Origin of the sequence: Carboxylicivirga sediminis (genome assembly GCF_018156225.1) — a bacterium.
Lineage (GTDB): Bacteria > Bacteroidota > Bacteroidia > Bacteroidales > Marinilabiliaceae > Carboxylicivirga > Carboxylicivirga sediminis.
Genome location: NZ_JAGTAR010000009.1, coordinates 37,302 through 63,136 on the forward strand (window position 1 = coordinate 37,302; position 25,835 = coordinate 63,136).

Genomic DNA, 25,835 nt, shown 5'->3' on the forward strand with positions numbered 1-25,835 from the left:
TATTTTAACCAAAACGCCTTAACTTTATGTGTTAATGGAAACAGTATTTCAACATAGTATCACTCAAGAGGAGAAAGAAGCCATTGGTGTTTATTTCCCTAATGAAGTTGCCTATCTGAGGGTTCTTGGAAAAGAGACGGCCTTATTTCATTTAGCCTTTCTTTACAATCATCGAAACGATATCGAAAAGGCCGAATTCTATGCTAATCAACTCCCGGAACAAGATAAGCTTGACTGTCTAAGAACTATGCATCACCCTTAAGGAGTTTCATAAATTCGCTTTTCCTCCAATATAGACATTCGGAAATCGCATTAGCAGCTTTTACATTATACTGCTTAAAGAAGGTAGCTATATAGCTTGACATGTCCTCATATGGTTTACTTTGGATGATGTCTTTAAAATAATTGTAAGCAACCTTTTCGTCGATACTATAGTGCTTAAGCGCCGTTCTGAAGTTATCCAGTAAGTTCTTATATCCGAATCCTTCCTCAATAATTGCCTTCTGATGATAAGCCTTACCACCTAGCTGTTTTAAAAAGCCATCGTATGAATGACGCGCACAGAATTGATTCAATGTTTCCATTGGCACCTTTCTTAGGTCGGTGCCGTATTTGTAGTGATGCCAACCTTTTGCACCGGCATGTCGAATCTCATGCCATAAACTTTCGACTGCATATTCCTGGTTAAAGGTCAATGGCTTATTCTTTTGTATAGCCACAAAAGCTTCTTTCAGTGCTTGTGCTGGATTATAACCTCCACCAACATCATAAAAAGCATCTCTGATAGCAATCGAATTGCCATTTTCAATAGCATATCTACCTGTGAGCGTATTATATGAGCGGCTATTGTGCATCATGCCGTTCATGTTTTGACGGATAGATACTTTGTTAAGCTTGCCATGAAACTTATTTGGAAACTCAGAGGCGTAGGAGTGTATGACATCCCTAATTAATTGATTAGTAACATTGCCACCATTACGAAGTAGCTTAGCTGTCTTTGAGAGACTTTCATGTTTGGGTTTAATTGGCTCCACACTCTCCACCACCAGCTTAATAGCTCTCTTATTGCCCATCTTCGGCACATAGGCCCCATTCTTAAATACAAAGTTATCTTGCAGCCAATACGGTTCGTTCTTCCATCCGCGAAACCTGGTTGTGTTAGCAGCAATGTATTTGTTGGCATTATCAGGCAGCGTTTGAACGTATTGTTTCGAAGCGTCTAAGTCGCCATGCAAATGCTTCACAAAGTCATCCTGAGAGAGCAGGACCGGCACTGAGTAGCAGATACAATTTGGGTGCCAGCCGATAAATTTGAAGCCCTTTGGATATTGGCCTTGCATGTAATCGCAAATATCGACCATCGGATGTGCATTGGATAACTTCACCTCAACGCCAAGTATCGTTTCATTATCCTTCCAACGCTCATGATCAGCCGAACGATACGCCATGTTCGTTTCAGTGCGTGATATACGTAAAGCATTTTGAACAGCACTGCGATATACACCTTGGCCCGGGTGATAGTTACGAGCTGGTTTGGATAGTTCCAGCTTGCCGGTTTTAGGATTTAAAACTCTTCGAAAGCGTTTATCCGGATTATTCAGATATTGGCGCAAATCACGTGCTATCTCAGCGGCACTTCGGCCTGTTGCAATACCTCCCTGCAGGAAAAGTTCAATATGTATCTTATTTTGCTTCGACAGGTTCCATACACGAGAAGATAAATCAATACCATCCATCTTGCGCTTTTGAAATGCGGCCAGTGCATCCATATTACGCACGAACAGGCCTTCTTTAACAGCCGACGAAAGACCCATTCCTTCGATGTAATTTTTGAAGATACTGTCATTCTTCATGTCTGATAGGTTCCATCCGGCTTGCTGTTGAGCCTGTATGATATCTAATACATCCTGATGAAAAGAAGCCAGCTCCATTTCAATGGCATTCTCAATTCGCGAATTACGAATCCACACCGAGTTGCGATTGTTGGCCGTCCATTTTGCCAGGTGAGGACTAACGTTGCGCACCAAATCATTGAAGGCGCTATTGATTAACGCCTCCTGAGCTATCAACCGTTGAATAAGCTGCCTCTCGTAGTTCGATATAGTTTTGGTGAGTACTGGCATTATTCCTGACTACCGATGATTGTATCGCCTTCTCTGGATGCGTTGCTTTGCTGCTCTTTGCGGATACTTTCAAGCTCTTTCTTCTTGTCTTTAGCCAATGGGTTATTGTCAATAATAGTTTCGAGACTCATAACACCATCCGCTTTGGCCTGACCAAGCGATTCGAGCCATTCTTTGAGGTCGTCAGGAATCGGATCGTTATGCTTCACCTCGATATCAGCTTCTTCAAGGTCTTTTTTGTATTTTGATTCCCAATAGCCAATACCGGCAATTACAACTGATACCATACGCTGAATAGCTTCACCGAAGGTCTCTTGGTTTTCCTGTGCTTTAAGAAGTGCATCAAGGAACATCATTTTAAGAGCGATGCCCGATAGATTGGCACCAATACCTTTCACGTTATCGAAGGATAAATCAGGTGTTGAAGTCATGGAGAAAATGCCGTTCCAAAGCTGCTCAAGCTCCAACTTTGTACTGTCCGGCATCTGATCCCAGGTTAGGTATTCTGCATCACCATGTGACACCTTGCCATCGCCACTCAAGTTCTTTTCCATCTTAAACTTCACCATCTTCCCAACCTTGTCTTTACCTGGCAAGCTTTCAACCTCTCCAAAAAGCTTTAATAATGGTTCAGCGAAGTAATCGTTCGAATCAGCTAAACGACTTAGACGCATTTCAAAAGCATCCATTAGTGTTACGATATCCTCCCACTCAGGCTGACTCTGTTCGGCATATACAACAGGTATTTTTCCAAAGAGATTCTTCTTCGCCGTCATCTGATAATCACCACTCTCCTTTGTGAAGGTGGTAATCTGTTCGGCGGTATAAACCTCAACAACAGTAACATCCTTATCATCCTCGTTCTTGGTCTTGTAACGCCGTGTAAAGGCGTCCATGTCCTTGTACTTATCAAAGTGAGGATAAAACTCACCACTTTCACTATCAAGCAAAGACACTCTCAGCCCCATCACCTTATCATCCTCTTCGCCTTCAGTAATAGGGTAGAAGAGAAGAGCCGCTTTTGTCTCGATCATCACGGTGCGAACAAACTTCTTGATGTTATTCTTCATCTTCAGCTTCTTCTCCCAGGTTGTCTTAAACAGGTTAAATGCATCATCCGCATCACCGCCGGAAGACACCACCATGTCGCCACCAACACAGAAGGCAACGGCAGTACGCACAATCTTTTTAGGAAAGTTAAAGACCAGCTTAGCTACCTCAACAATCTTCTTATCGGTTCCTTCGCCAATAATCTTGTTTTCACGCTTGCCAACCGACTTACTCCGTCGTTCACGCTTGCCTTTATATTCGTCGATATATTCTTCCGTTTTACGGTCGTCTATCGTGTCTTTGGTTAGCTCCGATATGATTTTATCATAGTCTTTACCGTGCTTTGCAAGGAGGTCTTTAAATGAGGGCATAATGCATTTTAGCTTAAAATAGAAGCTGTATGCAGTTACGTATAATATATTGGTTGATAGGTGGGATTATATGTAATTAGAGATAATATGTTAGCTTTGTGGGGCCAAAGGGCGACTGTTGTGGTTCCGAAGGTGCAACAGCATTTTATTAACTTTTTAACACAACTGATATGACAATTTTAGAAATAGTGGGGTTGATTGGCTCCGCGATAACAATCTATAATGCCATAAAGGGTGTGTATCGTAAACATTTTGCTGAAAATAAACTTTCCGACGATAACAAAGAGATAACAAATGATGCTACAGTAGAAATACGTGCATACCCTTTGGCAATAATAAGCCCCTTTTAGGGGCTTTCTTATTTTATTTGCAACTCTTCACCAGTTAATTCAAACCAAAGGTTCTGCAACCTATGAACGTGCTTGATATACGTTTCCTTGTACTCATTATCAGCGATAACAAGCATATATCCTAAATCACCTCTATCAACAAAGCTGTAGATTGAATCACCTTTGGTCCAGTAGCCAAGTTCATCTTTGGTGAAGCCGAAGTTTTGGAAATAATGATTTGTGAGGGGGATGGGTTTTAAGTCTTTAAAATACCAGGTTAGAGGATGACCAAACATAGCTTCTGTGTGCTGTTCAACCTTACAATCTTCTTGTCTCAAAAATTCAAATCCATCTATTCTAAAAGGACATTGAGCTGGATTGCTAACATTAATAAGGTTCCCAATCCTTAGTTCGTTTGCTTGCATGGCTTATTCTTTATTGGATAACTAAAATCAACATGAATAAACGGTAGTGAGAAGCCGAAATAAAAGCGTTCACCTACCATATTAGCGCCTATCATTAAACCGATATCGAATTCTAAATAGATATCGATAATAAAGCCGTTTTTGAAGGTTATTTCACGTAGTTTCATACCATTCAATTATTTCTTTAATACCGGCTCCAAAAAAGCGCCACTTATTATGTGAGTAATCATAAACAGCCGTTGCATTGCGTTCTTTGCCTTGGATTGTTAGGCACTTAGCAAAAACAGGTGAGCTGGTTGTACCATCGTAAAAACCTGATTTAGGAGGAAGTTCTTGCGGTGTATACACTGTAAATTCAATAGTTTTCATACCTCCACATTTTTAAGGGTTAATTCTCCTTTTGTTGCTTCGAATAGATCACCTAAAGTTGTACAATTAAAATTCCAATTGCCTAAACTGTCTGTTCTTGCAATAAATTTGTTGTTAACAAACAGGTCTTTAATTGGAGAATGATGTGTGTATGGTTCGATTCTTACATCTTCAAAAATCACCTTCTTTTCGGCTTCTCTGAACTGCTTAACTTTAACCTGATAGTTTTCACATGGAGCGATAGGACATTTCTTATTATTCACAAACATCTCTTTCGTCAATGGCTGCTTGAGGAACTCATTGTAACGATAGATTAAATCAGATTCCTTCCATCCGTCAGCCTTCATAATATCAACAAACTGACTTAGCGTGTATCCTTGTGTGATTTTCATGACTTAAATAATTCAGGTTGTCTCTCTTTTAATGCTTCATATCCCTGTTCAGGCCCAAGAACAGAACTTCTCCACCATCCGGCGGTTTCAATTACACCAGAAAACACCACACCGCATATCGAGCGAACATCGGCGATTCTTACAAACATTTCTTTCGGATAAAAGCGCATGTCTTTGAATTCATCTAGTGTGCGTGTAAATACAGCAATTTTCAAATTATCCATACTTCATCATTATTGGTTCACAATAAAATAGAAAGTCCAGTCTATTAGTTAATAAACTGGACATCCAAAACAAGCAAGCAAGTATCAGAATTGAGATAGGAGAGATGCACCTGAGGTGAAGGACCCTTTATCAATGGTTTCTCTTCAGTGGCAAATAGGTGAATAGTTCATTCACTAAAAAGGAAGGTCCTCTTCCGGACTGTCAGGCGTCAGGTCGGCTGGTTGCGTCAACTCCTGGTTGTTCGTTCCTTGGAAGCTGGAAGCGTCCTGCTCGGGAATGTATGAAGTATTAACCTCAATCTTCCACGGTTCCAGATTGGTGAAATAGCTCACTTTGCCATCTTTCTCCCATTTCTTACCTCGGATGTTGAACAATACTTTGATGAAGTGGCCTATTTCGTGACCATCAATCAAAGAGCATCTATCACCAGTCAGTTGAAACTTGATGAAATCGTTCCATTCCTGGTTCTTTTCGTTGATGACTTCAATAACAAATTCACGCTTGTAAAAGCGGTTTCCTAGTTCTTGTACGTGGCCTTTTTCACGTAGATAGCCGGTTAGTTCGAAGTTTGGCATGGTACAATGGGTTTGATTATCTTACCTAAAGTTAAAACAAAATATCGTTTCCCTTTCGTAGCTCCCCAATCAGGGTTTCCGGTGTCGATATTGATGTTGAGCTTTTCAATTTCGAACTGATCGCGCGTTTTGGAATAGCCATTGGAAAAGGTGATGGTGTCGAAGGGTTTGAAGGTGAATAAGCCCTTATCAAAGCCTTTTTGAAGCTTCTGAATGATATCCCCATGAAACACATTCCAAGCCCACCAATCGTTTGAGCAATGGATTCCTTCGTACAATAAGAGCCTGCTACACCAATAAGGCGTAATCTCACGGTATTCTTCCTCTTTGATGCCATTTCTCACCATGTCAAACCAATGGCGCAGGAGGTTAAGGTGTAGTGTTTTCATCGTCCTTCGGTATTAAGTGAAACTCTTTTTTAATCTCCTCAACCATGCCTGACGCGCCATCTTTGCAGCCTTTTTTATAGCCCTGCAAACGTCCTTGACTCTGAAACAATGTGATTGCAATGGATATAAAAAACCAAGCAACCATTGGTCGCCAATCGTTTAGTTTTATACTGAAAGGATTCAATGTGATTTGTAACCCTCCGACGTAACAAAGGGCCACTAATGCGATTATTATTTGAATAGCTGTTTTCATGCTCTCAACTCGTCTAAAATTTCCAATGCTTTATATGAATCTTCGATAGTCACGGTGTACTTATCGGCGTGTGCAAGCACCTTTGCTGCTATCTTTTCAGTGTCCTTTTCGTCGTTGTTTTCACGAAGGCGCTTCACCAATGGACGCACATCCCAAATAGGGAAGGGGTAGCGTGACGAAAGCTTTTCGGATAGTGGAGTGAACTCGTCTTCCTCGGGAGCTGGCAGGTGTTCCATCCGATCTACAAAGTCGCGGATTGCTTTGTCTGACCATGGGCATTTTTCTTTCTGCTTTGAGGTTTTTAAATCAACATTGCCACCGTAAACAGTGAATAGATAAACATTGTGGAAGAAATCAATCGTCGCAACAATTGAAAACATTAGGACCATAAAAGGCCATGCGAAAAAGCGTTTTACATACTTCATAGTTATTGAATCTTAGTTGTTCGATATTGGCACATGTTCACGGAGCGTGAACACATGATAAAATAGAATGGTGTGTATTTACGGATTAAAAGAAGCCGTAGCCCGATTTGTCTTTGGGCTTTTCGTCTTTTGGCATGTCCAGGTATTCGGCAAACATGCGCATCATCATCATATCCATGATGTCGGGAGAATGGCCGATAATAGTCTTCATTTCATCCTTTGGAATAATACGGAGCTTACCGTCCATGTCTTTCTTGTCGCGTTTTATTGCGCGTCGTTCATTCATAATTAGCTCCCTGATGGTCTTATTGTTAAATTTTCGATTTGCCACCTCGGGGCTGATGTACATTAGGCCTTTATTGATGAGCTCGCCCAACTTATAGTACATCTGAGTTTTGCGATTGAAGTAGTTCTCGCCCATAATAGGCCTTGCACCGTTATTAAATGCAACAGCCGTTTCAATGAATCCATCGATAAAGGAACCGGCTCCATCGTCATCATACACTATCTGGCTTTGTGGGATAGCGTATTTCTTAGCTAAATCCTTTAGTGCATTAATGATATCATTGCCCTTGGCAAGAGGCCAAATATCAATGTCTATGAGTCTGAAACCATCCCAAACGCCAATTATCAATAAGTCGGAACCCTTCAGTGCGACATCGGCAGTAATACACTTGCGCCCGGGCTTTACAAATTCATTGGTGAAAGCATCTTTCATCTTCACGAAGTTGATGATATCAGTGCCATCGGTTCGAATCTTCCAGTTACCTTCGAGTAATTGAGCTTTGGCCGCTTCATCCTGAGCCAATAAGTTACCCAAATAGCCAGGGTCTTTCTTTAGCAACTCTTTGTTGTTGTAGATGCTACCAGGAATAAATGTAGCCGACTTAACCAATGTTTTAGGGTCGGTGTCTGGCTCAGCTTTAAGTACCGTTTCAACAATATGGGGGCACCTATCAAGCACTTCTTGTTTAGAGTCGCCCCAAATGATGTTATCACCGTCTTTCAGAAAATAACGCAGCTTACCGGCTCGTTCTGGTATTGGATAGCCTGTGTCCTGATTAATCCACCACTCGATAAAATCAGCTACCCAACTATCCGGATCGGGGTTGCAGGTTGCGCGAACATATGGTTTAATGCCGCAGGTTGAACGGTTACGAGAAAGCAGGTAGAAGAACATGCTTTTCGAAAAATGTGTCAACTCATCAAAAGCGATGAAAGCAATTTGTGAACCTTGCCAGTCGAGTACGTTCTTTTCATATTCGAGGTGTGAGAATTTAAGCTTTACCGGCTTATCGTGTTTGCCTGGGAATGTCCATTCAAGACTTGATTCGCGAGGATTACCGCCTACGATAGGGAATAGTAGCTTAGAAGTATCCCACAATCCACCCTCAGAGCGTATCTGTGGCGATGTACGACGAAAGATAACACCACCAAAGCCTTCAACGTTGATGTGGCGCAATGGCTCCATCAACAAGGCAAATGTTTTACCGGCTCCTGCAGCACCTCCACCAATAGCTATATCGGCAGGAGTTGACAGGAAGTCCATCTGAAAGCCTTCTTGTGGTTTTATTTCTTTCATTTGTGAGCACGGTAAATAATATTATATTTGATATTGTAAAATAGAACCTCACAACTATGAATGACGATAGAAAAGAAAGTGATGAAAACAACGGCTTAAGACGCTGGGATAAATGGGCGCTTGGACTACTTGGCTTAGGTATGTTGTTATTAGCTGCACCTTGGTTATTAACTAAATCTGCCTGGCATGAGGCTTTAGACTTTACAAAAACTGGTCAAATAGGTGATACGATTGGGGGTATCACCGCACCATTTATGAGTCTTGTGGGAAGCGGCTTAGTTTATCTGTCGTTTCGCATGCAGGTTGAGATGAATCGGATTCAATTTAAAGCTATTAATAAGCAGTTTAAAAGAAATAATGATGAGGATAAAGAAGCTCGTTTTGGCAAATTATTGGATTTAATAATGGTTTATAAAGAAAACTATAGTGAACGATATATTGGTTTGTTTTCTAATACCAGTAAAAAGGAGAGCATAACTTATACTCTAAATAGTTTGTTAAATACCCTTAGTATGAGGTCTAATAATAACCTATTGACGACTCAGCTAAGTAGTGAAATTGTTCGATTAAATCTTAAGTATTCCTTTATTAGTTCTTTACTTGACTTGCATCGAAGAATTGAAATAGCTGATATAACAGAAAATGATATGTCAATTATAAAAGTGCAATTAGAGTTATTCTATTCAGATGTGGAAGCCTATAGCGGAGTTCATCGATGGATGGCTTACATAGATAGAATCGATTCTAGACTTACAAATGAAACAGATAAAAGCATCATTGAAATAATTACTAAACTGCAAAAGGCTCGAGATCAAATTCTTTCAACGTCTGAATATTTTAATCCAAATAGTTAATCATTCTTCACATCGCGCCCATTAGATGGTAGCATAACAACGGCAGCTTGCATTTCTTTACCTCCGGATGTATGGTCAATCTTTTCGCGCCATTGTTCAGGCTTACGGTTCTTCAACCAAAAAGCAATAGCGCCAACATCGGGAGGCACACGCTTGATGGTTTTCTTGGTTTTAACAGGTGTTGGCTTACCTGTTTTGGGATCTTTCTCATACTCGGTTGATACCTCTTCATATTCGAAACCAAGGGCTCGTTTAAGAAGTGCATTCTCCACATCTGCATCCACAGGGGCCTTTCCTCTTTTTATGGCGTCTAAAAAGTCTACATGTTGTTTTTGATAGCGATAATAGGCAGCACGGCTTATACCTAATTTTTCTGCTATTTGCTCATCATTTAGGCCATCTCTTGCATATCCTTCAGCAAGCTTCGGAAAAGTTGCGCTATCGTATTTAGGTTTTGCCATTTAAACTTCTGTTCCTTGTTTATTCACTCATTTTCGCCTCATGTCCTTCAGATAGAAGCTGGTTATATAAGTCCTTGGCCTCATCTGCTGAATCAAAATCAACATACACACGAATCACCGCTTTATCGATAGGCTCTTCTTCCTCTTCTTCCGGTGGTTCCGGAAAGTGAATATCAAGGCCCCAATCTTCGAGTTCTTCTTGATTCCACTCATTAGCTAACATATCCATATCCCAGGAGCCGAAACCTACATTATCAACGATGATAAAGCGCTTCTTTTCTTCTTCAGAGAGGTCTGAAGCATCCATCACCCATTCATCAGGGATTATACCTTTGAAGATAGGTTCGAGCAGCTTGATATTATCGCTTTTATTGGCTGCTTTTAATCGTTCAAGTACAACATCCCGACCAAGTGTTTTTATCTCCAATAAGGCCCTTAAACGCATATTACCGCCAAGGCTTTCATTGTTGCTTTTGCTATCAAACACAATAGGCCGTTTGCTCATCATTTTTGGAAACTCGATAATGGAGCGGACTAAATCTTCAAACTTATCGTCTTTGATATAGCGAGGATTGCCCTCTTTAGGCTTGAGGTCGGATAGTTTCATTAGTACTTTCCAATAAAATAGAAGCTATCACAAACAGCAGTAGAGTAGGTTTAAAATTGGAAGATTAACTGAGTTAACGGTGTACAAGATTTTACCGTGTTAATGTAAAGAATATTACAATTGGTAAAAGACTCGATAATTATAGAGGTTTTTTGGGAAATTGTTTTCTACTTTCGAGGCATGGACCGCAGGATAAAATTAGAGATCCAAATGCTAGGCATAAGGATCTCTTTCAAAGTTTCATTGGAACACTTATTGTTCCTCGTGTTTGTCCTTTCCTACATGTTGTGATATCCTTGTAGGATGTTGAATATAAAGGTGGATGGAGGTCCACCTTTATTCTTTACAAATATATTGTAAAGAAGTTAACTTTGGCAAATAATTATTTGATGTTCATCAAAATATGCAGCACACTATCAAAAAAGTCATTGACGCTGAATTTGCAGCAAATAGCATGGAGGTAACATGTAAGGTAGAGCCGTACATCTGGCAACACAATATACCCACAGATTATCGTACTAAATTACTATTTAGAGGCGGTCAGATTTTTATGGAGATCATCTGTAAGGCTCAACGGCCATTTGTGCCAAAAATGAAGCCTAATGCACCGATTGAGCCACATAAACTTATTAAGCTATGCGAGATAGTACAGGAGGCTTTTAAGGAGCTGGAGAGAAAGAGTGAGGAGGGAGAAGGGCAGTTTAGATAAAAAATTTATATATTAAACACCGCAAAAACTTAATCACTCCAGTTATGAGAAATACACTCGTGATAATCTTGTTATTATGGTCCAGTATCCTGGTTTCGCAAATACCAGCAGGCTATTATGATAATGCTGATGGTAAAACTAAAAACGAACTAAAGGCGGCACTAAATACCATTATCAAAGGACATACGGAATACTCTTATACATCAACAAATACTGATACATGGGATATTCTTAAAGAGTCAGATAGGGATCCAAATAACGCAGATAACGTAATTTATTTTTACACTGGCCGTAGTGAAAACGCTGCCCAAGAATACAATAGTGGCTCAGGATGGAGTCGAGAGCATGTATGGGCTAAGTCCAGAGGTGATTTCGGCACCACCAAAGGACCCGGTACTGATTGTCATCATTTACGGCCGGCTGATATTTCCGTTAATTCAACACGTTCCAACCGGGCATTCGCTGAAGGCGGTGATGAAGTGTGGGATAATGGTGTCTTTACCGGATGTTACAAAGGGGCTACAGACTTCACCTTTGAGCCAAGGGATGCAGTGAAAGGTGATGTGGCTCGGATGATATTTTATATGGTCGTTAGATATGAAGGCGAGGGTGACGAACCTGATTTGGAATTGACAGAGCAGATTCTCCCAAGTACTGACAAACAGCCGATACATGGAGTTGGTAGTGTCTTACTCAAGTGGCATTTAAATGACCCTGTTGATGATTTTGAGAGAAACAGAAACGAAGTAGTCTATTCATACCAGGGCAATAGAAACCCATTTATTGATCATCCTGAATACGCTGAATTGATTTGGGATATTCAGAATGATATCAAAGAAGTAAGGGGCGGTGCATATAAAGTGTTCTTTAATAATGGAGCAGTTGAAATAGAATCCAACACCCAGTTGGTAAATTCTATTGAGGTGTTCACGATTTCCGGAAAAAAGGTCTACGCCAAGAATAATATAAGCACTATGGCATACAACATGCCGTTAAAGCTCGAATCGGCAAGTATTTATTTGGTTCGAGTTAACCAGGAAGAGGTGTTTAGGATTTGCCCAAGATAAAGAGGGATAGGGACAAAATCGCTAACTCTTTGCAATTACGCGTATAAACGCGCCATGCAGGTTAGTTGTAGCCCATTGACAGATTCACGAAATTCAATACACAAATAATATAATGTAAGAAATGAGCAACTTCAAAGATATTACAGTTTCATTTGCAAATCTTGTAAAATCAAGAGGAAAGAATCCTTTTTATGGGACTCTTGTATTAGTTTATATTTTTAGAAACTATAAAGAAATATATCAGTTATTCTTTATTAAACAGACAACACTTTCTTCGAGATTAGAAATATTAGATACTTTATTAAGCTCAGAGGTATTCGTTAAGGAATTATCTAAGACTATTCTAGTGACTTTTGCAGCGATGTTAGTATCATATGTTCTAATTAATTTAAGTGAATTACTAAAAGGAGTATTTAAAAATGTAATTAATGTTTGGGTTTCTAAACTAATTGATTTGATTACAGATAAAACGAATACATACAGCAAGGATGATTATAATGAGCTAAATGACTTAAAGAATGATTTTGAAAAACGATATAATGCAGAACGAGAAAAGCGTCTAAGAAGTGAGAATGAGGTTGATGAACTTGAAAAAAGAGTAAAGGAATTACTTAATCCTGACGAATTTAATTCTATTTTGCATAAAAAGATTAGTGATAAAAATTTAATTAATCCATTTAGGACAATTAGAGATTTGGTTAATGAGAAAAAACCTTTGGTGAATTTTCCTCCAGAAGAAAATCAACTTTTAGAAATTCTTAAAAAAGAAAGAGTTATAAAACTAATAGATGAAAAGAACAGAATATATGACTTCACAAATCCTAAAGGTGAAAGTTATGTTGAGTTTTTCAACAATTGGGAAGATAGTCCTTCAGCCTTAGGGATAAATTAACAACGGGCTACAACACGCTAGTATAAAGCATATGGCGCAGGAGGTTTTAATAATTTAGTGTGCCAGAGGAGTTTTGGGAGTTTTGGTTAGTTAAATTGCCATACGCATCATCTAGCCACCATTATACCCAATTGAATGAGACGCAACAGGAATAAACAATTTAGTAATGAACCTATTAGAATTATTAATTAAGACAAAATTAGACTTAACGAAACTAATTGTTATTCGAAGTGGTGGCGATGCATCTGTTTATTCGGATATTGCAATTAGACCTATAGATTTCTTGAAATTTGCAAAGGAAGATTTACGTGCGGAAAATGACCGGGGGATTATTAATGCACTCTCAAATGCAAAAAGGGCAATTGATTGTCAAATTGATATCATTCTAGACGATATTGGAATTAATTATACGGAAATTCAGGATTCAGTAACTCCTTTCATTAATTGTTTTGAGGATAAAAATGACTTATCATATAAATTAAAAATAGTACAAGGACTAAATCTAGCGCCAGGATTTGTAATTGGTAAGTATAGAACTTTGCGTAACAAGCTTGAACACTTATATGAGATCCCAACAATTGAAGAAGTTAAAGAAGCCATAGATATTGCAGAGCTTTTCGTACGGTCAATCACAGGATATTATAACAGCCGACTAAATGATTTTTATATAACAGACGAGAAAAATTATTTGAAGGACTTTGATTATAAGAAAGGTTATGAGATTTCCTTCAGAGGTGGTAAGTTCAATATTTGCGAAATGGATAATAAAAATAGAATTAATGAAATTGATTTGACCCCAAAAGACTCAGCTTATTTTGGCTTAGTTCGCGTAATGAATTCTTTTGATGATTCTTTTGAGGTGATAGAATCTTTAAAGATTTTAATGTCATTACTAAATCATCCAATGCCGATTAAACACATAAAAGCTACAGTATATTAAAAAGAGGGCGCACACAATGTATATAGCAAATAGGCGTGACCCTAGTATAATCAAGGGTTTTAGTTTGCCTCAACTTCATCTCTGTTTGATAGGTTTGAAGCACGCAATCGCCTACTTGCCATATGCCTACCGTTAACTTTCCACCATCACATCGCACTCCACCTCATTGCCCCAAACATGCCAACCAAGAGGTGCAGTTCTGGCAAACATTTCAAGTCGGTTAAGTCCGTTTTTCACCTTTTCATCAATGCGTTCACGAAATATTGAGGGCTTCTGTGAATGCTTGCCGGTGTAGTTTTCGGTGACTACGGTGTATTGATTCTTCTTATTTCCATTGTAGAGGCTCATATAATTGCCTTTTCCGAATAAAAGAAGGTATTCAGCATCAGTCATGCCGTGAGGGCCACAAACGCCATGTGGAGAGCCTGAGCCTTTAGTCTTGCACCACACAGAATCAACGCGGATGTACTTAAAGCCCCAGGCGTCAGCTACTTTGTTTGCGTCCATCATAAAGGGTGAAGTCGCCCACATGAATAGAAAACAATCATCATGTGCAGGTACTTTTAATTGGCACATTTCCTTAATGGTCATGCTTGGATAAGGCAATTCACCAAATTTGCCACTTCTGGCACCCTTACTGCCATATTTCCAAGGAGGATCTGCGTAGATAATCTCATATTGATTCATGACATTGTACTTTTATAAGCCAATCGATATACATCATATTTCTTCGCTATAACATAGAATTCAAAGAAGCTGTCGGTGTTTGGTTGAACATTGGGCACGTGTATTACTCTGAATTTCTCGTTATCGTAGGTGTGTTCTTCAATTTCAATATGGCTATTGAAATGCTCTTTCAACGAAGCCAGGAGTAAACGTAAAAAATCTACTCCAAAAGCTTGTTGAATTTTTTGCTGGTTCCGTAGGGCATAGCGTGGCATGCAGTTTTAAGTTTATTCATTTGCTAGATGCGTTTTACTAGATGGTTGACATTGCTTAAATAATTTCGGAATATTGTAGTCTTATTTCTACATCGGGATAATATTGGTAAGCGTTTATCTGACGTGTCAATTGGTGATTGTATAATGTTATGCCATTTTTACAATTATTAACTATTATCCTATTATCTAAAATATTCATAACAGGTTAGGACTTACCAAATTCATTAGCTAAAGTAAATAGTTAACCTAAAGACTTATGTCATGAGCAAAAAAAATGTAAGTAAAGTAAAAACTTACCGGTATAAGGATTTATCGTTTCCAGTCTCTGATAATGATGACGTTTATGTGGAAGTGAAATTTAAATCGAACGCAGATATTGCAGCAACGGCCATCAATGTACCTGGTCCAAATGATAAAGAAATTGAAGACTCTGGAATCGAAGTTATTGGAAAAGGAAAAGATTTGAGGAGTGAGATGACGTCGATAGTAACAGTAGTTATGTTTCCGTCGCCAGTTGATGATAATATTGCCATGGACTATTTTATTAATGGAAAGCTAATAGTTTCCCATGATAATCCTAAAACTGAGAGTGAAAATCCTATTGTTGTTCTTTTGGTTAAATTTCCTAAGCTATGAAATATTCAGTAGTTTTATTTGGATGGTTACTGGGTTTATCGTTTATCTCGGGCCAGGAGAAACTTAACAACCTTAAAGCTCCGTCATCACCTGCATCATCCATTTTAGGATTGCAGCCATCAATAGTTTTAACACCTAAGTCCTATCAAGCTCTCGAAACAGCATTGTTCTCAAATTTTATTGATGACAATAAGGTGGTTGTACCTAGTGATCTTGCAATTGAATTTACACCATACTGGGTTGACAAGAAAGGTATGACCATTAAGGATTACTTATTGCCAGAAACTTTTGAAAGTCTTAAACGAGGATCTTCATTCTCATTGGCAAGCACGCAGAGCTTCGCTCTTGGAGATGAAACGAATACAAACGCTCTGGCATTTGGGTATCGAACCTCCATCTTTCTTAAAAGTGATGATTATGAAACTTATATAACCGAAACAATTACGAAGCTAAGGTTAAGTGCTTCTATAATTGCTTTTATTAATTCTCAGGCTTCGTCTATGATAAATAGATTGGAATACGAGGAATTTATAAAAGAAATTGAAAGTGTGATATTTAATGCAATACATAGTAAGCTAGTTGATGTGGATGTTTCACAACTAGTTTCAAATTTAATGACACATGTTAGAGAAATTCCAATTCGATTATATTTAAATAACCCTGATAAGTTTGGTGATGAATTTAATAGCATCGTTTTCTATTTTTTTAAAGATCAAAGTGCTTACGAAGGATTAAAAGACCATATTAAAAACCGTTATGGTTTTATTCTGGATTTCGCATATGCAGGTGTTCTAAATTTTCCAACTAATGAGTTTGATTTTTCCTATGTTCCAAAACAATCGTTATGGTTTGCTCCTTCTTATGCTTTCCAGAAAAAAAATGGTTCAACTCTAAAGTTGATAGGAGTATTTCGCTATGAATGGTATCATGTTGATTATTACAAATATTACTTCCCTGGAAATGATGTGTATGAACACAACTTTGATTATGGGTTAGCAATAAATTCAGAAATCAAAAGATTTAGCTTCAACTTCGAATTTGTGGGGCGCAGTAGTAATTCAGAAGAGTTTGCCGGAATGGATGAGAATGGCAATGAATTGTATCGCAAAATTAATAACTCAGATATTCAATACTTAGGTTCATTTAATTATAATTTATATGACCAAGTTGTTTTGAGTTATACTATTGGAAATCGTTTCGAACCATTGCTGAATTCAAGAAATACGTTGGTTTCAACCTTAACTTTAAACTTTGGATTTGGAGCGCCTGACAAAGAAACGTTGGGGTTACAAAAGTAATCCATGTTATTTATAACGGTTGTTTAAAGATTAAAGTTTTGCATTACGCCTTAATGCAAAACGATGCAATGTATGGTTTTTCAACATTACGCTATTAGTTTTTGGCCGTTTATGATGAAAATAGTAATAGCATATTTTGGTTTAGCTTTCTGAATAAATGAATTCTCATTTGCGATTATTATGATAGATTTTAGTTTTTAATGAAGCTTGGAATAATTTGTAATTTGATGTTTAATTTAATCCAGGCAAAATGGCAGATTTATTAGAGCAGCTTAGTAGAGAGATAATCAGAGATCTTTCGTTTTGGTTTCGAAATCTAGAAAATGTTACTAGACCCGGAAGTCCAATTAGAGTAAATGATGATATGTCCTTCGATGTGTACGCTTTTAATCGTTCATCTGTTGAGATAAAAGATTTAACAGGAACAATAGCAGAGGGTGCCGCGACTAATTTCAAAACTATCCCAATTTCAATTGCTTCAATCCAAGCAAATAGTGAAGTTCATCTGGGAAGTGTGAAAGCAAAAGTTATTGCAGATCCAAATGATTTATGGTTTTGGGATACAATAGCTAAAATTAAGGTTAATGCGATAGCTGATTTATCTAATTTAATAATTCGTGATAAAGGCGTATTATTTACCATAATTAGACCAGCTTAATTCTCTTGTATCCAAGCTTCATTTTTAGTTTAATCTTTACGTTTTTAATGCATAAGTTTCTTTTAAAATAAGCTACCCTGCACAGCTTCTAAGCTATTGAGGTAGTCAGAATTAAATTTGGTTCGTAGCAGTCTGAGTGTTTCGGCATAAAGCCGTCGTATTTCTTTTATCGGCTCGTCACCAGCCCAGTCATTGAGGCTGTTGCCATCGAAGAATTTAAAGGCAAAAACACGCTGTCCGAGCTCCCCAATGCCCAACTTATCAAGTTCGGCGCGTATCAGCTCAGTGTGTTCAATGATCCATTCACTGGCGTCATGCCCTTCCTCGTACTCATTATCCTCTAACTCAATGCGCGAATAATCAGCGTTGGCGTCAGTCGGTGGTTGTCTGAGGTATTTCCACTTGTATGGTGCCCGGGGTGATATAATATTTAGCTTAAGGCAGCTAATGAAATAGAAGTCAAACTCACATAAAGGAAACCTGTTGCCATTGCGTTTGTAAAAGGTGGCCATTCGTTTGTTTTTGGCAATCGTCAGGTCAGCTTCTTTTTTTATCAACTCTATAGCTAAGCTGCGTTTATCACCAAAGAAGGAAGTCATCACCTCCATGTACACATCTTCCCAATGGTCTTCAATGTCTGCATTCCTGCTTTCGTGCCTGGCAAATTCCTTATAGCGGTGTTCTCGGTCAATGAAAAAACGTTCTAACAGGTTATCGTTAGTATTCATAGAAATTGGCGTGTGGGTGGTTTAAATCACTTGGTAGTAGCGACAGTGCATTGCGTCTCTTGTTCTGATCTTTCCTCTGTCGATAAGAGCTTGTAGCGTGACATGGGGTAGTGTTCCCAGGCGCTCAAGAAGGTCTCGGTTACTGGCAAATACAGGAACTATCTTTTTATCAACTTTTGATTGTTGAATTTCCTTTATTGCTTCTAGTACTGAATTGGTAGTGATTTGGGTCATTGGGCTTTGTAGTAAAATAGAATAGCCCCATTGAGTGAACCCGAACTTACACGACGGTGCGAAGCTGTATTAACTTCTTCTGGAAGAACTGTTTTTTAAAGGCAATGGCTTTGGAGATGTCGGGTGTGGCGTTTAATGATTGATGAAGACATTTTTCAATTCTGATGATGTCTGACTTATCATTCGAGGTATTCTGTTTTTTGGCCTTTTGCTTTTCATAGTACTTTTTTTCGTGCATCGCCATTTTTTCCTTATTCTTTGCGCGATACTGTCTGGTATAATCCTTATGTCTGGACTTGTTCTTCTCTCGCCAGATTCTTACACTTTCAATTCTGCAAGCTTTGCATCTTGAACTTATTCTCTCTTTCCCTCGTACGTCTTTAAATTTATAATACTCGTCTATGGGTTTTTCCTCATGACAGCAAGAACATATTTTTGTTTCTTCCATGGTATTAGGTTTTTTTAGATATGCGTTCAGTTAACTCCATCATTTGCTTGAACTCGTCTGCCTTCCTAAATTGCTGACGGTTGTATTCTGCATGATGCTTATCGTCCTCCTTGAAATTTCGATCTCTGATAAATTGATATAGCGCCTTATCTTTCATAATCACATCACCGCGTTCGGACATGTATTGACGTGCCCATCTGGTGATTGTCATCGGATCTATGTTGCCAAAAAATTTATCGAAGTAGCCGGTAAATACCTGGTCGAAAAACAACCACAGTTCGCCCATTGTAATATCACCAAGGATGGTCAATAGCTGCCTTCCAAGGTTCTCAATTTGGCTATTACTAAGCTTGAATTCGTCCTTAAAGTTTAAATGAAGGTTGAGATAAACAAGATAGCTTTCAATTAAAACAGCGGGTGTTTTTTCGGTGTAGAGGACCTTCAAATCGCGCAGGGAGAAGGTGTTTGTTGCAATCAGCTTCTTTCTTGGTGCATGGCTGTATTGCTTCGTCATCGCCTCAAAATTGCAGCCTGCCACAAATGTCGAAGCAGTTGGGAATTGTTGTTTAACTACACTTGCGGTCTTCTTCTTCCAGTCGGGTAATGACTCCTTCAATGGCCTGGCCTTGTCTGGAAGGTTGCTTTGTTGACGTGCTATTGTTCCTTGAGGAATCTTCATTGTTTTTCAGGTTTTCAAGGTTTTTAATCCAGTTCTGTTCGTTCCAACCATCACAAATGAAGTTTGGAAACTTGTGGTTCCAGGTCGCTTTTGACTCCTTTCGATAGGTCTTATAGGCCTCAAATTGCTCCTTAAATAGTTTCAGCTTGCCAGCCTTCTCTAGGCCCATAATAAACTTGATGGAATCCATCCACTGCCGCTCATTGCCAAGTTCTGTTATGCCGAAGTAGTCGCAAAGAGCTGCTTGAGTTTCTTTGTCGAATATCAGTTCATCGGAGGTGGGAAACTGTATTTCAGGCTCTCTCACTTTTTTGTTATTCATTGGGAAACCATTCGAAAGGCTTTCAAACGATTCGAAACCAATTCGCTTAAGGAAGTCATGAATGGCAGGTGTTAAGTTATTATAAAGCTTTCGAGCATGCTTAAGCATATTTGCATTCATGCTTTGGTTTTTTATCCAATTAGGGATAATAACATGGCCGTGGTAAAAGAACGCTTTCTTTTCTTGATGAAACTTATCACTAATATGCTGGGCTTCATTCTTATCTAGTCCTGTGTCAAAGGCGATGCGCTTGACGCTTATTTCATAGATACCAATCAGGTTGGTATTAAGGTTCGATAACAGATAGATCCAAACGAGCTTTTCCAGAGGCTTGAGGTCTTCAAACCACTCGTCAGTCCATATGCGGGTGTTTATTGAGCGTCGTTCATTCATGGGGTGAGGATTTTATTAATTTTCCTTTCAACAGAGCCATTTGAACAACAATCTCTCCAACAGTCCACAAGATTATTGTTTTTCACAATTACGCCTAATATTACATAGACAGGGCCGTTGTTTTTCTCAACGTATGCACGGAATACTTTACCTTGCTTTTCAAGTCTAAAATGAGGTGTAGTTGTTATCTGTCCTGAAGGAATGCTTTTGATATGGAAATCCCAATCAGGGTATGGTTCAAAGCCAAGATTCAGTAGTGTTGATTCGTTGTTCATTAGTTAACAGGTTTTTCCAAATTCAAATACCAATCCACCAGCTTCACTGCTTTGTCAAAACCGATGGCAAAATCTGCGTAGTAGCCTCTTTGTCGAAGCTTGAGTATCATTTCGTGTTGTTCCTGCAGGTGATCGTAGTATCCTATGATTACACGTTTTTTCAAACCTCTAACTTTGCGATAGATGGGTTTTTTCATAGCTCGTAAGGAGCCGTCTTTCTTGTAAATTACTTCACCTGTTCGTTTCAACTCGATAAACAGACCTAGATAACGTCCACGAGGCTCATAAAGGGTTAAATCAGGATAAGCACGACTAGAACGAAGTTTACTTACTCGTTTAGCCGTGCTTTCCGGTAGTTTTACTCCCGATAAATCAGTATTAAAAAGCACATCAGGATATTGGTGCGCTAAATAGATACATAAAGCTTCGTGTTCGTTCTCTTCTCGCATCAGCCTGCATAACTAAATAACCATGCAAAGCCTGCTGCAATGATTGCAACGGCAATAACTACTGCAACCAATTCTTTAGCTGTTGCTATTCGAATCTGTTTCATGTTGTTGGTTTAAAGTATTGATATCTATTGCTGCACCACGGTCAATAAGGCCGTGTAGGTCGTAGTGATGTTTTGCAAGCCATTGATAAAAAAGTAATGGGCATTCTGATGCAATCTCATCATCGATAGCTAAAAGAATATTAGGATGCCCACTAAGCGATTCAATGCCAGTTAAGCAAGTTGGAACGTCCTCAGGTTCATCTCTGTAAACTTTTAAATCTGCGCAGGTGATTTGCTCCTTACAGAATTGAAGAAACTCATTGTCCTTGGCTAAGTCGGAGAGGGGGCGAAGAATTGGTTTAAAATTATCAGGCGTTGAGTTAACCGTATCATGACAAACAATGGAACTATCACTATAAATTGCGCCAATTGTGCCAACAATATATTTTCTGCAATACCTGTCGTTTCTTTCCCTAAATCGTACTTTTAACGCATACGGTAAATAAATCGCCAGCTCTTCCAATGTTGCATGTTTCATGACGCCTTCTGTTTAATTGCAAACCCTTTGGGCGTTTCAAAATAGGCCATTGATATCATCTGATAGTGCGATATTTGGCGCACCTGAAAGACTGCTTTACCTTGTTTGCGAAGCTGCTTTGCCTCTTGCCGAAGTAGTTGGTTTGTTTGCTTTCTTGCCTGGCTATTGACAATCACCACATGATCGTCGTTCACCGGCACAATCCAAAATTGCTGGCCGGTCAGCTCATGGCATTTCATTGCGCATTTTTTCACCTTCTTTTCGGTGCGTGTGTTCCAGACCATAGGCTTACCGATGAAGTCCAATGGATTTTCGGGTTTGAATAAGCTGATAAACCAGCGATAGAATTCTTTTATCATAGCAGTTGGTTTAAAGTGAATAATCTTAAAAAGCCCCCTTACGACATGTGGGGCGGTGCCGTGACTACGCTACAGCTCTTAGCTGCGTGAAATCATGAGTAATTGTTTTGCCGTTTAAAGCAGTGTTTACCTTCAGTTCATCTACTTTGTCATTGCAGTCAAAACCAAGTCAACCCCGTCACTACGGCTATCACGTTACGTTTTACCGTGCTTGATTTTCACACTTTTTAATTGGCATGTGGAGTTGAGGGGATTCGAACCCCTGTGTTGCAATGCGTTTCAAAGAACGTCGTTAGGTAGTGAGTAGAGCAGGATTCGAACCTGCGTGTACAGCGTACTTGCCTTACCTCATAGAGTCGTTTGACAATCCTTTAAGTTGCTGTTCGCCTAACCGATTCAGCCATCTACTCAATCGCGGGAACCTATCTCAGTGATCGGCCGAGAAATAAACAATGTCATCAACGTGGATAACCTGCAGCTTATCATCGTGAAGCAATTGTTCACTTTCAGTTCCCTTTCTCACAAAAGTTTGCGCCTCATGATGGACTCGAACCATCGACCCTCACCTTAACAGGGTGCCGCTCTGCCAACTGAGCTAATGAGGCGTTTCGAGGTCGGGAGCCGCACTTTGATTACGCTTGGCGATGCTTAAGTTTGTATGAGCTTATATGACTGCTCCCTCCTCGGTTAAAAAATAGAACGCCAAACATTCGGTTCTCACTATCGGCTTAAGCCACCTTATATCACGGCCGTAAATGGCTAATAAAGTGTGTATCTGCCCTCATATTCCGGCCCAAAAAGGCTAATAAGGGTGCTTGCGCCAACTGTTTGGCACATTATGTCAATGATCTTGTTTGCTTGTTTTGCGTGGTTTTCAAGAGGCGGTTCATGCCTCCTGAAAGGTTATATGTGCTTACTCTCGTGTAGCCTAAGCACTTGATAATTGTCACCTTTATTTCGTAAAATAAAGTCTTGAGCTTGCTGTTCGGAAAGGTGACTGTTGATAGAGCCCTCTTGATGTGCGAACTGACCTTTAGCCTTCAGTTTTGCTATATTCTCAAAAACCGTTTCTTCATCGTAATTGTGCTCAATTGCGTATAGGTCATATTCCAGTGCAGTTATACCCTCTAAGTGAGCAGAATCAGTAGCATGAAAAATTTTATGGTTCTTGTAGTAGATTCGATACCCATAGTTTGGAACATCATGATAAAGCACTACTGGTGAAAGTCTAAACAAACCGTAGTTGTATATCTTACCAGGCAGCAACACATCAATGTTTCTAATGTCATTAAGGTGTTTTACCATCCATTCTCCACAGGCGAATCTAATAGTAGGTCTTTCGTAGGCAAGTTTCTTGATGGTTGATAGCTTAAAATGATCCCCATGTGTATGGGTTAATAGCACCACCTGAATGTCTTGTATTACAGGCTTGACGATTGAGAAGGGTACGCCGCAATCAACCATTATAAAACCATGATAAATAACGGCGTTGCCTTCACTGCCTGTTGAAAGAACTTGATAACACATTTTACAAGTTGCTTAGATCTACTACTTTTCCGTTATTCGCTCCGTTGCCAGGCTCGGCAGGTTCATTTTGAGGAATCACCTCAGCTTCTTCAAACCTGGCACCCGATGTTTGTTCTGCATGCTCATTGTCACTTTCAAAAGCTGTTTGCATATCAGTGGTCATAAGGCCATAAGTACCCAATAAACCTTTCAATACTGTCTTTAATGACATTTTCGGACGAGCATCAGGATCACTCCATTTTGACTTCTTAGTTTTGTATTGCTTATCCGACTGATACATCTTTGAAAATCGCAGAGCGTGAGCTTCGATTTGATCCTCTGACATATAGAGCGAGGCCTTAAATCCGTTTAACAGTTCTAAATAGGCCACGTAACCAACAACGTCATTGTCCGGATGATCACCCAAGAACTTTAATTCGCCAGTGATTTTATTGCGCTCCAATTCATCTTCGCGTATCTCAACTGCATTGATATACTTATAAGCACCGGTTCTGATGGCAAGCTGTATCAAGCCTTTATACCCAATCTGGAAGCTGGGAACATCTTTGTAAGGGATGATGTAGGCATAGCCCAGGTTTTTATTAAGTGGGAGATTTAATGATGTGGCATTCATAGCACACTTCATTAGGTCGGCAGGATCGCAGGCCGCAAGCTTAGCGTCTTGATCACACATAGCGATAAGGTTACTTACAAACTCTGTTTTTCGCTCTTTTAGTGTTTCAGTTAAGAAATTTGCTGTTCTAGGAGCGTTCAAAAAAGTTGCAATGCTAACTTTTTTGGTTGTGGCAGGGGTGTTTGTCTTAGCCATAATTCAGTTATTTAATAGTTTGGAATTCGATGTTATTGTCGCGCATATATTGTGCGAGGGCCTTTAATTGCGTCATCGTGCCTTTTACTGTAAACTTAGCTTCAAGCATTTCTGGCTGTGCTGTTTGCTGTTGTGGAGCTTCAACACTAGGGGCCTTTAAGGTTTCTTTTTCGACAACCTTTTCCACCTTGGGGGCTTCTTCTGTCTTTTTTGCGTCAATAGCTGCTTTAATCTTAGCTTCCAATTCTACAAATCGAGACAGAAATTCATCATCAGATATGTTTTCAACGTCGGAAAGGGTTATAAATACATTCTCCTCATCTTGCACCCAATTGTACGTTTTAGTCAGATCATGATAGACCATAGCAACGCTTAATAATTTAGTTTTGCGTTTTTCTGTTCGAAGCTGCTGTTGGCGAAGAGTCTCTTCTTTTTCGCGCTGTTTGCGGTTGACAATCTCTGTGATTGCCTTCGAAGCATTCAATGTTCTCTTGTATTCGGTCATTATCTCAACCGAAAAATCATGCGCTTCAATCAATATGATGTCGTCAACTACTTTTTGAATAAAAGCATTGCATTCATCCTTATACTTCTTAAGTGATGTAGACAGATTGATATTGATTTTTGCATCTTCAAATGTTAAAAAATCAATCTCAGAGGCCACGCATAATTCATTGAAATAAGCTTCGACTTTCTGCTTTTTTTCATCCTTTAAGGTGATTTCTACACTTTCAATTTTGCCTTTTAGCTTGGCAATTGCCTCGGCATACTTGGTCGATACTTCATTTTTATACACTTCATTGAAGCGTTCATATGGCTCAGCAATGGCACCTTTAACAGCTTTTCTCTGTTCCTCAAAGCTTTTAAGTTCATTATTCAAGTCAGCTCTAAGAGTTTTAAGAGACTTGACAGTATCTTCAGTAGCCACCAGGTTGTCTATGTTTAAATCAACCAATCTCTTCGTAACGTTGGCTCCAATTTCATTTAGTGCATGATGAATAACTGGGGCTTGGGATAGCTTAATTTCTAAGCTCTTTACTTCTTCCATGATTATTAGTTATTAATGGTTTGATTCTTCTTTACTTTTCGCAGGATGCCGTTTTTGATAATCTGTTTCTCTTTTTCAAAATCGTGCTCCTGTAGGTCGTATCTGATAGCCATTCCTGTTTCACTGTTGACTATCCGCAAGATTCCGTGGTCCGGTGACGATATCATCGTCAGTTTTTCAGTTAATTTTTCTTCACTCATTATCGTGGAGGTTTAGAATAATCGATTGGATAAAAGGTGTCTGTCTCATCGTAAAAACCGCAGTCCATACACCATGATGTGCCACTCTTCTTATCCTCTTTGATATCGGTTCCTTCGCACTCGGGGCATTTTGGATCTTCATTCCAAAGCCTTTCGGGCGTGCTCCAAGGTGCATCGTGCAGGTCTGTATTCTGGATGAGCATGATTATTGT

General features: G+C 39.2%; 38 protein-coding genes and 2 tRNA genes. 9 read left to right on the forward strand and 31 right to left on the reverse strand.

Annotated elements, in window-relative coordinates:
- Positions 1-34: 34 nt before the first annotated feature.
- The gene (locus KDU71_RS07520; protein ID WP_212189312.1) at positions 35-262 is read left to right on the forward strand and encodes a hypothetical protein; all 228 of its coding nucleotides are present in this window, start codon (positions 35-37) and stop codon (positions 260-262) included.
- On the opposite strand, the gene KDU71_RS07525 is transcribed toward KDU71_RS07520, so the two are convergent.
- The 12 genes from KDU71_RS07525 to KDU71_RS07580 all read right to left on the reverse strand — a co-directional run bounded on the left by KDU71_RS07525 (position 246) and on the right by KDU71_RS07580 (position 8,508).
- On the reverse strand, positions 246-2,123 hold the full coding sequence (locus KDU71_RS07525) for a hypothetical protein (RefSeq protein WP_212189313.1): 1,878 nt from the start codon (positions 2,121-2,123) through the stop codon (positions 246-248). The genes KDU71_RS07520 and KDU71_RS07525 overlap by 17 nt on opposite strands.
- Positions 2,123-3,544, reverse strand: coding sequence for a phage portal protein (locus KDU71_RS07530; RefSeq protein WP_212189314.1), 1,422 nt, complete (start codon positions 3,542-3,544; stop codon positions 2,123-2,125). Before KDU71_RS07530 ends, KDU71_RS07525 begins: the two co-directional genes overlap by 1 nt.
- A gap of 358 nt (positions 3,545-3,902) precedes the next feature.
- Positions 3,903-4,298, reverse strand: coding sequence for a hypothetical protein (locus KDU71_RS07535; protein WP_212189315.1), 396 nt, complete (start codon positions 4,296-4,298; stop codon positions 3,903-3,905).
- On the reverse strand, positions 4,280-4,465 hold the full coding sequence (locus KDU71_RS07540) for a hypothetical protein (protein WP_212189316.1): 186 nt from the start codon (positions 4,463-4,465) through the stop codon (positions 4,280-4,282). Before KDU71_RS07540 ends, KDU71_RS07535 begins: the two co-directional genes overlap by 19 nt.
- Positions 4,452-4,667: a hypothetical protein gene (locus KDU71_RS07545; protein ID WP_212189317.1), complete on the reverse strand. Its 216-nt coding sequence runs from the start codon at positions 4,665-4,667 to the stop codon at positions 4,452-4,454. The genes KDU71_RS07540 and KDU71_RS07545 overlap by 14 nt, the downstream gene beginning before the upstream one ends.
- Positions 4,664-5,059: a hypothetical protein gene (locus KDU71_RS07550; RefSeq protein WP_212189318.1), complete on the reverse strand. Its 396-nt coding sequence runs from the start codon at positions 5,057-5,059 to the stop codon at positions 4,664-4,666. Before KDU71_RS07550 ends, KDU71_RS07545 begins: the two co-directional genes overlap by 4 nt.
- The gene (locus KDU71_RS07555; protein ID WP_212189319.1) at positions 5,056-5,283 is read right to left on the reverse strand and encodes a hypothetical protein; all 228 of its coding nucleotides are present in this window, start codon (positions 5,281-5,283) and stop codon (positions 5,056-5,058) included. Before KDU71_RS07555 ends, KDU71_RS07550 begins: the two co-directional genes overlap by 4 nt.
- A 174-nt stretch (positions 5,284-5,457) precedes the next feature.
- A complete protein-coding gene (locus tag KDU71_RS07560) occupies positions 5,458-5,859 on the reverse strand; it encodes a DUF3127 domain-containing protein (protein WP_212189320.1) in 402 nt (133 codons plus the stop codon).
- Positions 5,841-6,248: a hypothetical protein gene (locus KDU71_RS07565; protein ID WP_212189321.1), complete on the reverse strand. Its 408-nt coding sequence runs from the start codon at positions 6,246-6,248 to the stop codon at positions 5,841-5,843. The genes KDU71_RS07560 and KDU71_RS07565 overlap by 19 nt, the downstream gene beginning before the upstream one ends.
- Entirely contained in the window at positions 6,229-6,501 is a 273-nt protein-coding gene (locus KDU71_RS07570) for a hypothetical protein (RefSeq protein ID WP_212189322.1), read from the reverse strand. The genes KDU71_RS07565 and KDU71_RS07570 overlap by 20 nt, the downstream gene beginning before the upstream one ends.
- Positions 6,498-6,890 carry a hypothetical protein gene (locus tag KDU71_RS07575; protein WP_212189323.1) on the reverse strand — a complete coding sequence of 131 codons (393 nt, stop codon included), beginning with the start codon at positions 6,888-6,890 and terminating at the stop codon, positions 6,498-6,500. The genes KDU71_RS07570 and KDU71_RS07575 overlap by 4 nt, the downstream gene beginning before the upstream one ends.
- Positions 6,891-7,011: 121 nt before the next feature.
- Positions 7,012-8,508, reverse strand: coding sequence for a terminase large subunit domain-containing protein (locus KDU71_RS07580; protein ID WP_212189324.1), 1,497 nt, complete (start codon positions 8,506-8,508; stop codon positions 7,012-7,014).
- A gap of 56 nt (positions 8,509-8,564) precedes the next feature.
- On the opposite strand from KDU71_RS07580, the gene KDU71_RS07585 reads away from it, so the two are divergent.
- On the forward strand, positions 8,565-9,362 hold the full coding sequence (locus tag KDU71_RS07585) for a hypothetical protein (protein ID WP_212189325.1): 798 nt from the start codon (positions 8,565-8,567) through the stop codon (positions 9,360-9,362).
- Here the strand turns inward: KDU71_RS07585 and KDU71_RS07590 are convergent.
- Positions 9,359-9,823, reverse strand: a complete 465-nt coding sequence (locus tag KDU71_RS07590) for a helix-turn-helix domain-containing protein (protein ID WP_212189326.1) — start codon at positions 9,821-9,823, stop codon at positions 9,359-9,361. The two genes, KDU71_RS07585 and KDU71_RS07590, sit on opposite strands and share 4 nt — an antisense overlap.
- Positions 9,824-9,842: 19 nt before the next feature.
- Positions 9,843-10,430 carry a ParB N-terminal domain-containing protein gene (locus KDU71_RS07595; protein WP_212189327.1) on the reverse strand — a complete coding sequence of 196 codons (588 nt, stop codon included), beginning with the start codon at positions 10,428-10,430 and terminating at the stop codon, positions 9,843-9,845.
- A 403-nt stretch (positions 10,431-10,833) separates the two neighbouring features.
- Between KDU71_RS07595 and KDU71_RS07600 the strand changes: the two genes are divergently transcribed.
- From KDU71_RS07600 to KDU71_RS07615, 4 genes are all read left to right on the forward strand, one after another.
- Complete coding sequence (locus KDU71_RS07600; RefSeq protein ID WP_212189328.1) at positions 10,834-11,139, forward strand: hypothetical protein; 306 nt, start codon at positions 10,834-10,836, stop codon at positions 11,137-11,139.
- Between the two features lie 44 nt (positions 11,140-11,183).
- Entirely contained in the window at positions 11,184-12,206 is a 1,023-nt protein-coding gene (locus KDU71_RS07605) for an endonuclease I family protein (protein ID WP_212189329.1), read from the forward strand.
- A 121-nt stretch (positions 12,207-12,327) separates the two neighbouring features.
- Positions 12,328-13,098: a hypothetical protein gene (locus KDU71_RS07610; protein ID WP_212189330.1), complete on the forward strand. Its 771-nt coding sequence runs from the start codon at positions 12,328-12,330 to the stop codon at positions 13,096-13,098.
- A 166-nt stretch (positions 13,099-13,264) separates the two neighbouring features.
- Positions 13,265-14,038, forward strand: a complete 774-nt coding sequence (locus tag KDU71_RS07615) for a hypothetical protein (protein ID WP_212189331.1) — start codon at positions 13,265-13,267, stop codon at positions 14,036-14,038.
- Between the two features lie 132 nt (positions 14,039-14,170).
- Here KDU71_RS07615 and KDU71_RS07620 read toward each other — a convergent pair whose 3' ends face one another.
- Positions 14,171-14,725 (reverse strand): MT-A70 family methyltransferase, encoded by a 555-nt coding sequence (locus KDU71_RS07620; RefSeq protein ID WP_212189332.1) that lies wholly within the window; start codon positions 14,723-14,725, stop codon positions 14,171-14,173.
- Entirely contained in the window at positions 14,722-14,979 is a 258-nt protein-coding gene (locus KDU71_RS07625) for a hypothetical protein (protein WP_212189333.1), read from the reverse strand. The genes KDU71_RS07620 and KDU71_RS07625 overlap by 4 nt, the downstream gene beginning before the upstream one ends.
- A gap of 261 nt (positions 14,980-15,240) precedes the next feature.
- Between KDU71_RS07625 and KDU71_RS07630 the strand changes: the two genes are divergently transcribed.
- The 3 genes from KDU71_RS07630 to KDU71_RS07640 all read left to right on the forward strand — a co-directional run bounded on the left by KDU71_RS07630 (position 15,241) and on the right by KDU71_RS07640 (position 17,571).
- Positions 15,241-15,615 (forward strand): hypothetical protein, encoded by a 375-nt coding sequence (locus tag KDU71_RS07630; protein ID WP_212189334.1) that lies wholly within the window; start codon positions 15,241-15,243, stop codon positions 15,613-15,615.
- Entirely contained in the window at positions 15,612-16,913 is a 1,302-nt protein-coding gene (locus KDU71_RS07635; protein ID WP_212189335.1) for a hypothetical protein, read from the forward strand. The genes KDU71_RS07630 and KDU71_RS07635 overlap by 4 nt, the downstream gene beginning before the upstream one ends.
- Positions 16,914-17,163: 250 nt before the next feature.
- Positions 17,164-17,571: a hypothetical protein gene (locus KDU71_RS07640; protein WP_212189336.1), complete on the forward strand. Its 408-nt coding sequence runs from the start codon at positions 17,164-17,166 to the stop codon at positions 17,569-17,571.
- Positions 17,572-17,633: 62 nt separating this feature from the next.
- Here KDU71_RS07640 and KDU71_RS07645 read toward each other — a convergent pair whose 3' ends face one another.
- The 15 genes from KDU71_RS07645 to KDU71_RS07715 all read right to left on the reverse strand — a co-directional run bounded on the left by KDU71_RS07645 (position 17,634) and on the right by KDU71_RS07715 (position 25,826).
- Positions 17,634-18,299, reverse strand: a complete 666-nt coding sequence (locus tag KDU71_RS07645; RefSeq protein WP_212189337.1) for a hypothetical protein — start codon at positions 18,297-18,299, stop codon at positions 17,634-17,636.
- A 280-nt stretch (positions 18,300-18,579) separates the two neighbouring features.
- Entirely contained in the window at positions 18,580-18,981 is a 402-nt protein-coding gene (locus KDU71_RS07650; protein WP_212189338.1) for a hypothetical protein, read from the reverse strand.
- 4 nt (positions 18,982-18,985) lie between these two features.
- On the reverse strand, positions 18,986-19,597 hold the full coding sequence (locus KDU71_RS07655; protein ID WP_212189339.1) for a hypothetical protein: 612 nt from the start codon (positions 19,595-19,597) through the stop codon (positions 18,986-18,988).
- Positions 19,548-20,375 (reverse strand): hypothetical protein, encoded by an 828-nt coding sequence (locus tag KDU71_RS07660; RefSeq protein WP_212189340.1) that lies wholly within the window; start codon positions 20,373-20,375, stop codon positions 19,548-19,550. Before KDU71_RS07660 ends, KDU71_RS07655 begins: the two co-directional genes overlap by 50 nt.
- Positions 20,372-20,650, reverse strand: coding sequence for a hypothetical protein (locus tag KDU71_RS07665; RefSeq protein WP_212189341.1), 279 nt, complete (start codon positions 20,648-20,650; stop codon positions 20,372-20,374). Before KDU71_RS07665 ends, KDU71_RS07660 begins: the two co-directional genes overlap by 4 nt.
- The gene (locus KDU71_RS07670; protein WP_212189342.1) at positions 20,650-21,099 is read right to left on the reverse strand and encodes a hypothetical protein; all 450 of its coding nucleotides are present in this window, start codon (positions 21,097-21,099) and stop codon (positions 20,650-20,652) included. The genes KDU71_RS07665 and KDU71_RS07670 overlap by 1 nt, the downstream gene beginning before the upstream one ends.
- A 75-nt stretch (positions 21,100-21,174) precedes the next feature.
- Positions 21,175-21,681, reverse strand: coding sequence for a hypothetical protein (locus tag KDU71_RS07675; protein ID WP_212189343.1), 507 nt, complete (start codon positions 21,679-21,681; stop codon positions 21,175-21,177).
- Positions 21,678-22,040, reverse strand: a complete 363-nt coding sequence (locus KDU71_RS07680) for a hypothetical protein (protein WP_212189344.1) — start codon at positions 22,038-22,040, stop codon at positions 21,678-21,680. Before KDU71_RS07680 ends, KDU71_RS07675 begins: the two co-directional genes overlap by 4 nt.
- Before the next feature lie 300 nt (positions 22,041-22,340).
- Positions 22,341-22,450: transfer RNA gene (locus KDU71_RS07685), tRNA-OTHER, on the reverse strand.
- Positions 22,451-22,572: 122 nt separating this feature from the next.
- A tRNA-Asn gene (locus KDU71_RS07690) sits at positions 22,573-22,645 on the reverse strand.
- 298 nt (positions 22,646-22,943) lie between these two features.
- Positions 22,944-23,567, reverse strand: coding sequence for an MBL fold metallo-hydrolase (locus tag KDU71_RS07695; protein WP_212189345.1), 624 nt, complete (start codon positions 23,565-23,567; stop codon positions 22,944-22,946).
- A 1-nt stretch (position 23,568) separates the two neighbouring features.
- Positions 23,569-24,375, reverse strand: coding sequence for a recombinase RecT (locus tag KDU71_RS07700; RefSeq protein WP_212189346.1), 807 nt, complete (start codon positions 24,373-24,375; stop codon positions 23,569-23,571).
- Between the two features lie 7 nt (positions 24,376-24,382).
- Positions 24,383-25,423 carry a DUF1351 domain-containing protein gene (locus KDU71_RS07705; RefSeq protein WP_212189347.1) on the reverse strand — a complete coding sequence of 347 codons (1,041 nt, stop codon included), beginning with the start codon at positions 25,421-25,423 and terminating at the stop codon, positions 24,383-24,385.
- A 5-nt stretch (positions 25,424-25,428) separates the two neighbouring features.
- Entirely contained in the window at positions 25,429-25,623 is a 195-nt protein-coding gene (locus tag KDU71_RS07710) for a hypothetical protein (RefSeq protein ID WP_212189348.1), read from the reverse strand.
- Positions 25,623-25,826 (reverse strand): hypothetical protein, encoded by a 204-nt coding sequence (locus tag KDU71_RS07715; protein ID WP_212189349.1) that lies wholly within the window; start codon positions 25,824-25,826, stop codon positions 25,623-25,625. The genes KDU71_RS07710 and KDU71_RS07715 overlap by 1 nt, the downstream gene beginning before the upstream one ends.
- Between the last annotated feature and the right edge of the window lie 9 nt (positions 25,827-25,835).

Bases quoted from the DNA above. Each gene is read 5' to 3' on its own strand.
- KDU71_RS07625 (WP_212189333.1), bottom strand. From the start codon at position 14,979: ATGCCACGCTATGCCCTACGGAACCAGCAAAAAATTCAACAAGCTTTT.
- KDU71_RS07705 (WP_212189347.1), bottom strand. From the start codon at position 25,423: ATGGAAGAAGTAAAGAGCTTAGAAATTAAGCTATCCCAAGCCCCAGTT.
- KDU71_RS07550 (WP_212189318.1), bottom strand. From the start codon at position 5,059: ATGAAAATCACACAAGGATACACGCTAAGTCAGTTTGTTGATATTATG.
- KDU71_RS07585 (WP_212189325.1), top strand. From the start codon at position 8,565: ATGAATGACGATAGAAAAGAAAGTGATGAAAACAACGGCTTAAGACGC.
- KDU71_RS07570 (WP_212189322.1), bottom strand. From the start codon at position 6,501: ATGAAAACAGCTATTCAAATAATAATCGCATTAGTGGCCCTTTGTTAC.
- KDU71_RS07545 (WP_212189317.1), bottom strand. From the start codon at position 4,667: ATGAAAACTATTGAATTTACAGTGTATACACCGCAAGAACTTCCTCCT.
- KDU71_RS07675 (WP_212189343.1), bottom strand. From the start codon at position 21,681: ATGAAACATGCAACATTGGAAGAGCTGGCGATTTATTTACCGTATGCG.
- KDU71_RS07525 (WP_212189313.1), bottom strand. From the start codon at position 2,123: ATGCCAGTACTCACCAAAACTATATCGAACTACGAGAGGCAGCTTATT.
- KDU71_RS07600 (WP_212189328.1), top strand. From the start codon at position 10,834: ATGCAGCACACTATCAAAAAAGTCATTGACGCTGAATTTGCAGCAAAT.
- KDU71_RS07715 (WP_212189349.1), bottom strand. From the start codon at position 25,826: ATGCTCATCCAGAATACAGACCTGCACGATGCACCTTGGAGCACGCCC.
- KDU71_RS07605 (WP_212189329.1), top strand. From the start codon at position 11,184: ATGAGAAATACACTCGTGATAATCTTGTTATTATGGTCCAGTATCCTG.
- KDU71_RS07700 (WP_212189346.1), bottom strand. From the start codon at position 24,375: ATGGCTAAGACAAACACCCCTGCCACAACCAAAAAAGTTAGCATTGCA.
- KDU71_RS07565 (WP_212189321.1), bottom strand. From the start codon at position 6,248: ATGAAAACACTACACCTTAACCTCCTGCGCCATTGGTTTGACATGGTG.
- KDU71_RS07610 (WP_212189330.1), top strand. From the start codon at position 12,328: ATGAGCAACTTCAAAGATATTACAGTTTCATTTGCAAATCTTGTAAAA.
- KDU71_RS07535 (WP_212189315.1), bottom strand. From the start codon at position 4,298: ATGCAAGCAAACGAACTAAGGATTGGGAACCTTATTAATGTTAGCAAT.
- KDU71_RS07710 (WP_212189348.1), bottom strand. From the start codon at position 25,623: ATGAGTGAAGAAAAATTAACTGAAAAACTGACGATGATATCGTCACCG.
- KDU71_RS07645 (WP_212189337.1), bottom strand. From the start codon at position 18,299: ATGAATACTAACGATAACCTGTTAGAACGTTTTTTCATTGACCGAGAA.
- KDU71_RS07615 (WP_212189331.1), top strand. From the start codon at position 13,265: ATGAACCTATTAGAATTATTAATTAAGACAAAATTAGACTTAACGAAA.
- KDU71_RS07670 (WP_212189342.1), bottom strand. From the start codon at position 21,099: ATGCGAGAAGAGAACGAACACGAAGCTTTATGTATCTATTTAGCGCAC.
- KDU71_RS07630 (WP_212189334.1), top strand. From the start codon at position 15,241: ATGAGCAAAAAAAATGTAAGTAAAGTAAAAACTTACCGGTATAAGGAT.
- KDU71_RS07640 (WP_212189336.1), top strand. From the start codon at position 17,164: ATGGCAGATTTATTAGAGCAGCTTAGTAGAGAGATAATCAGAGATCTT.
- KDU71_RS07620 (WP_212189332.1), bottom strand. From the start codon at position 14,725: ATGAATCAATATGAGATTATCTACGCAGATCCTCCTTGGAAATATGGC.
- KDU71_RS07530 (WP_212189314.1), bottom strand. From the start codon at position 3,544: ATGCCCTCATTTAAAGACCTCCTTGCAAAGCACGGTAAAGACTATGAT.
- KDU71_RS07580 (WP_212189324.1), bottom strand. From the start codon at position 8,508: ATGAAAGAAATAAAACCACAAGAAGGCTTTCAGATGGACTTCCTGTCA.
- KDU71_RS07520 (WP_212189312.1), top strand. From the start codon at position 35: ATGGAAACAGTATTTCAACATAGTATCACTCAAGAGGAGAAAGAAGCC.
- KDU71_RS07555 (WP_212189319.1), bottom strand. From the start codon at position 5,283: ATGGATAATTTGAAAATTGCTGTATTTACACGCACACTAGATGAATTC.
- KDU71_RS07540 (WP_212189316.1), bottom strand. From the start codon at position 4,465: ATGAAACTACGTGAAATAACCTTCAAAAACGGCTTTATTATCGATATC.
- KDU71_RS07560 (WP_212189320.1), bottom strand. From the start codon at position 5,859: ATGCCAAACTTCGAACTAACCGGCTATCTACGTGAAAAAGGCCACGTA.
- KDU71_RS07635 (WP_212189335.1), top strand. From the start codon at position 15,612: ATGAAATATTCAGTAGTTTTATTTGGATGGTTACTGGGTTTATCGTTT.
- KDU71_RS07695 (WP_212189345.1), bottom strand. From the start codon at position 23,567: ATGTGTTATCAAGTTCTTTCAACAGGCAGTGAAGGCAACGCCGTTATT.
- KDU71_RS07575 (WP_212189323.1), bottom strand. From the start codon at position 6,890: ATGGTCCTAATGTTTTCAATTGTTGCGACGATTGATTTCTTCCACAAT.
- KDU71_RS07660 (WP_212189340.1), bottom strand. From the start codon at position 20,375: ATGAATGAACGACGCTCAATAAACACCCGCATATGGACTGACGAGTGG.
- KDU71_RS07680 (WP_212189344.1), bottom strand. From the start codon at position 22,040: ATGATAAAAGAATTCTATCGCTGGTTTATCAGCTTATTCAAACCCGAA.
- KDU71_RS07665 (WP_212189341.1), bottom strand. From the start codon at position 20,650: ATGAACAACGAATCAACACTACTGAATCTTGGCTTTGAACCATACCCT.
- KDU71_RS07650 (WP_212189338.1), bottom strand. From the start codon at position 18,981: ATGGAAGAAACAAAAATATGTTCTTGCTGTCATGAGGAAAAACCCATA.
- KDU71_RS07595 (WP_212189327.1), bottom strand. From the start codon at position 10,430: ATGAAACTATCCGACCTCAAGCCTAAAGAGGGCAATCCTCGCTATATC.
- KDU71_RS07590 (WP_212189326.1), bottom strand. From the start codon at position 9,823: ATGGCAAAACCTAAATACGATAGCGCAACTTTTCCGAAGCTTGCTGAA.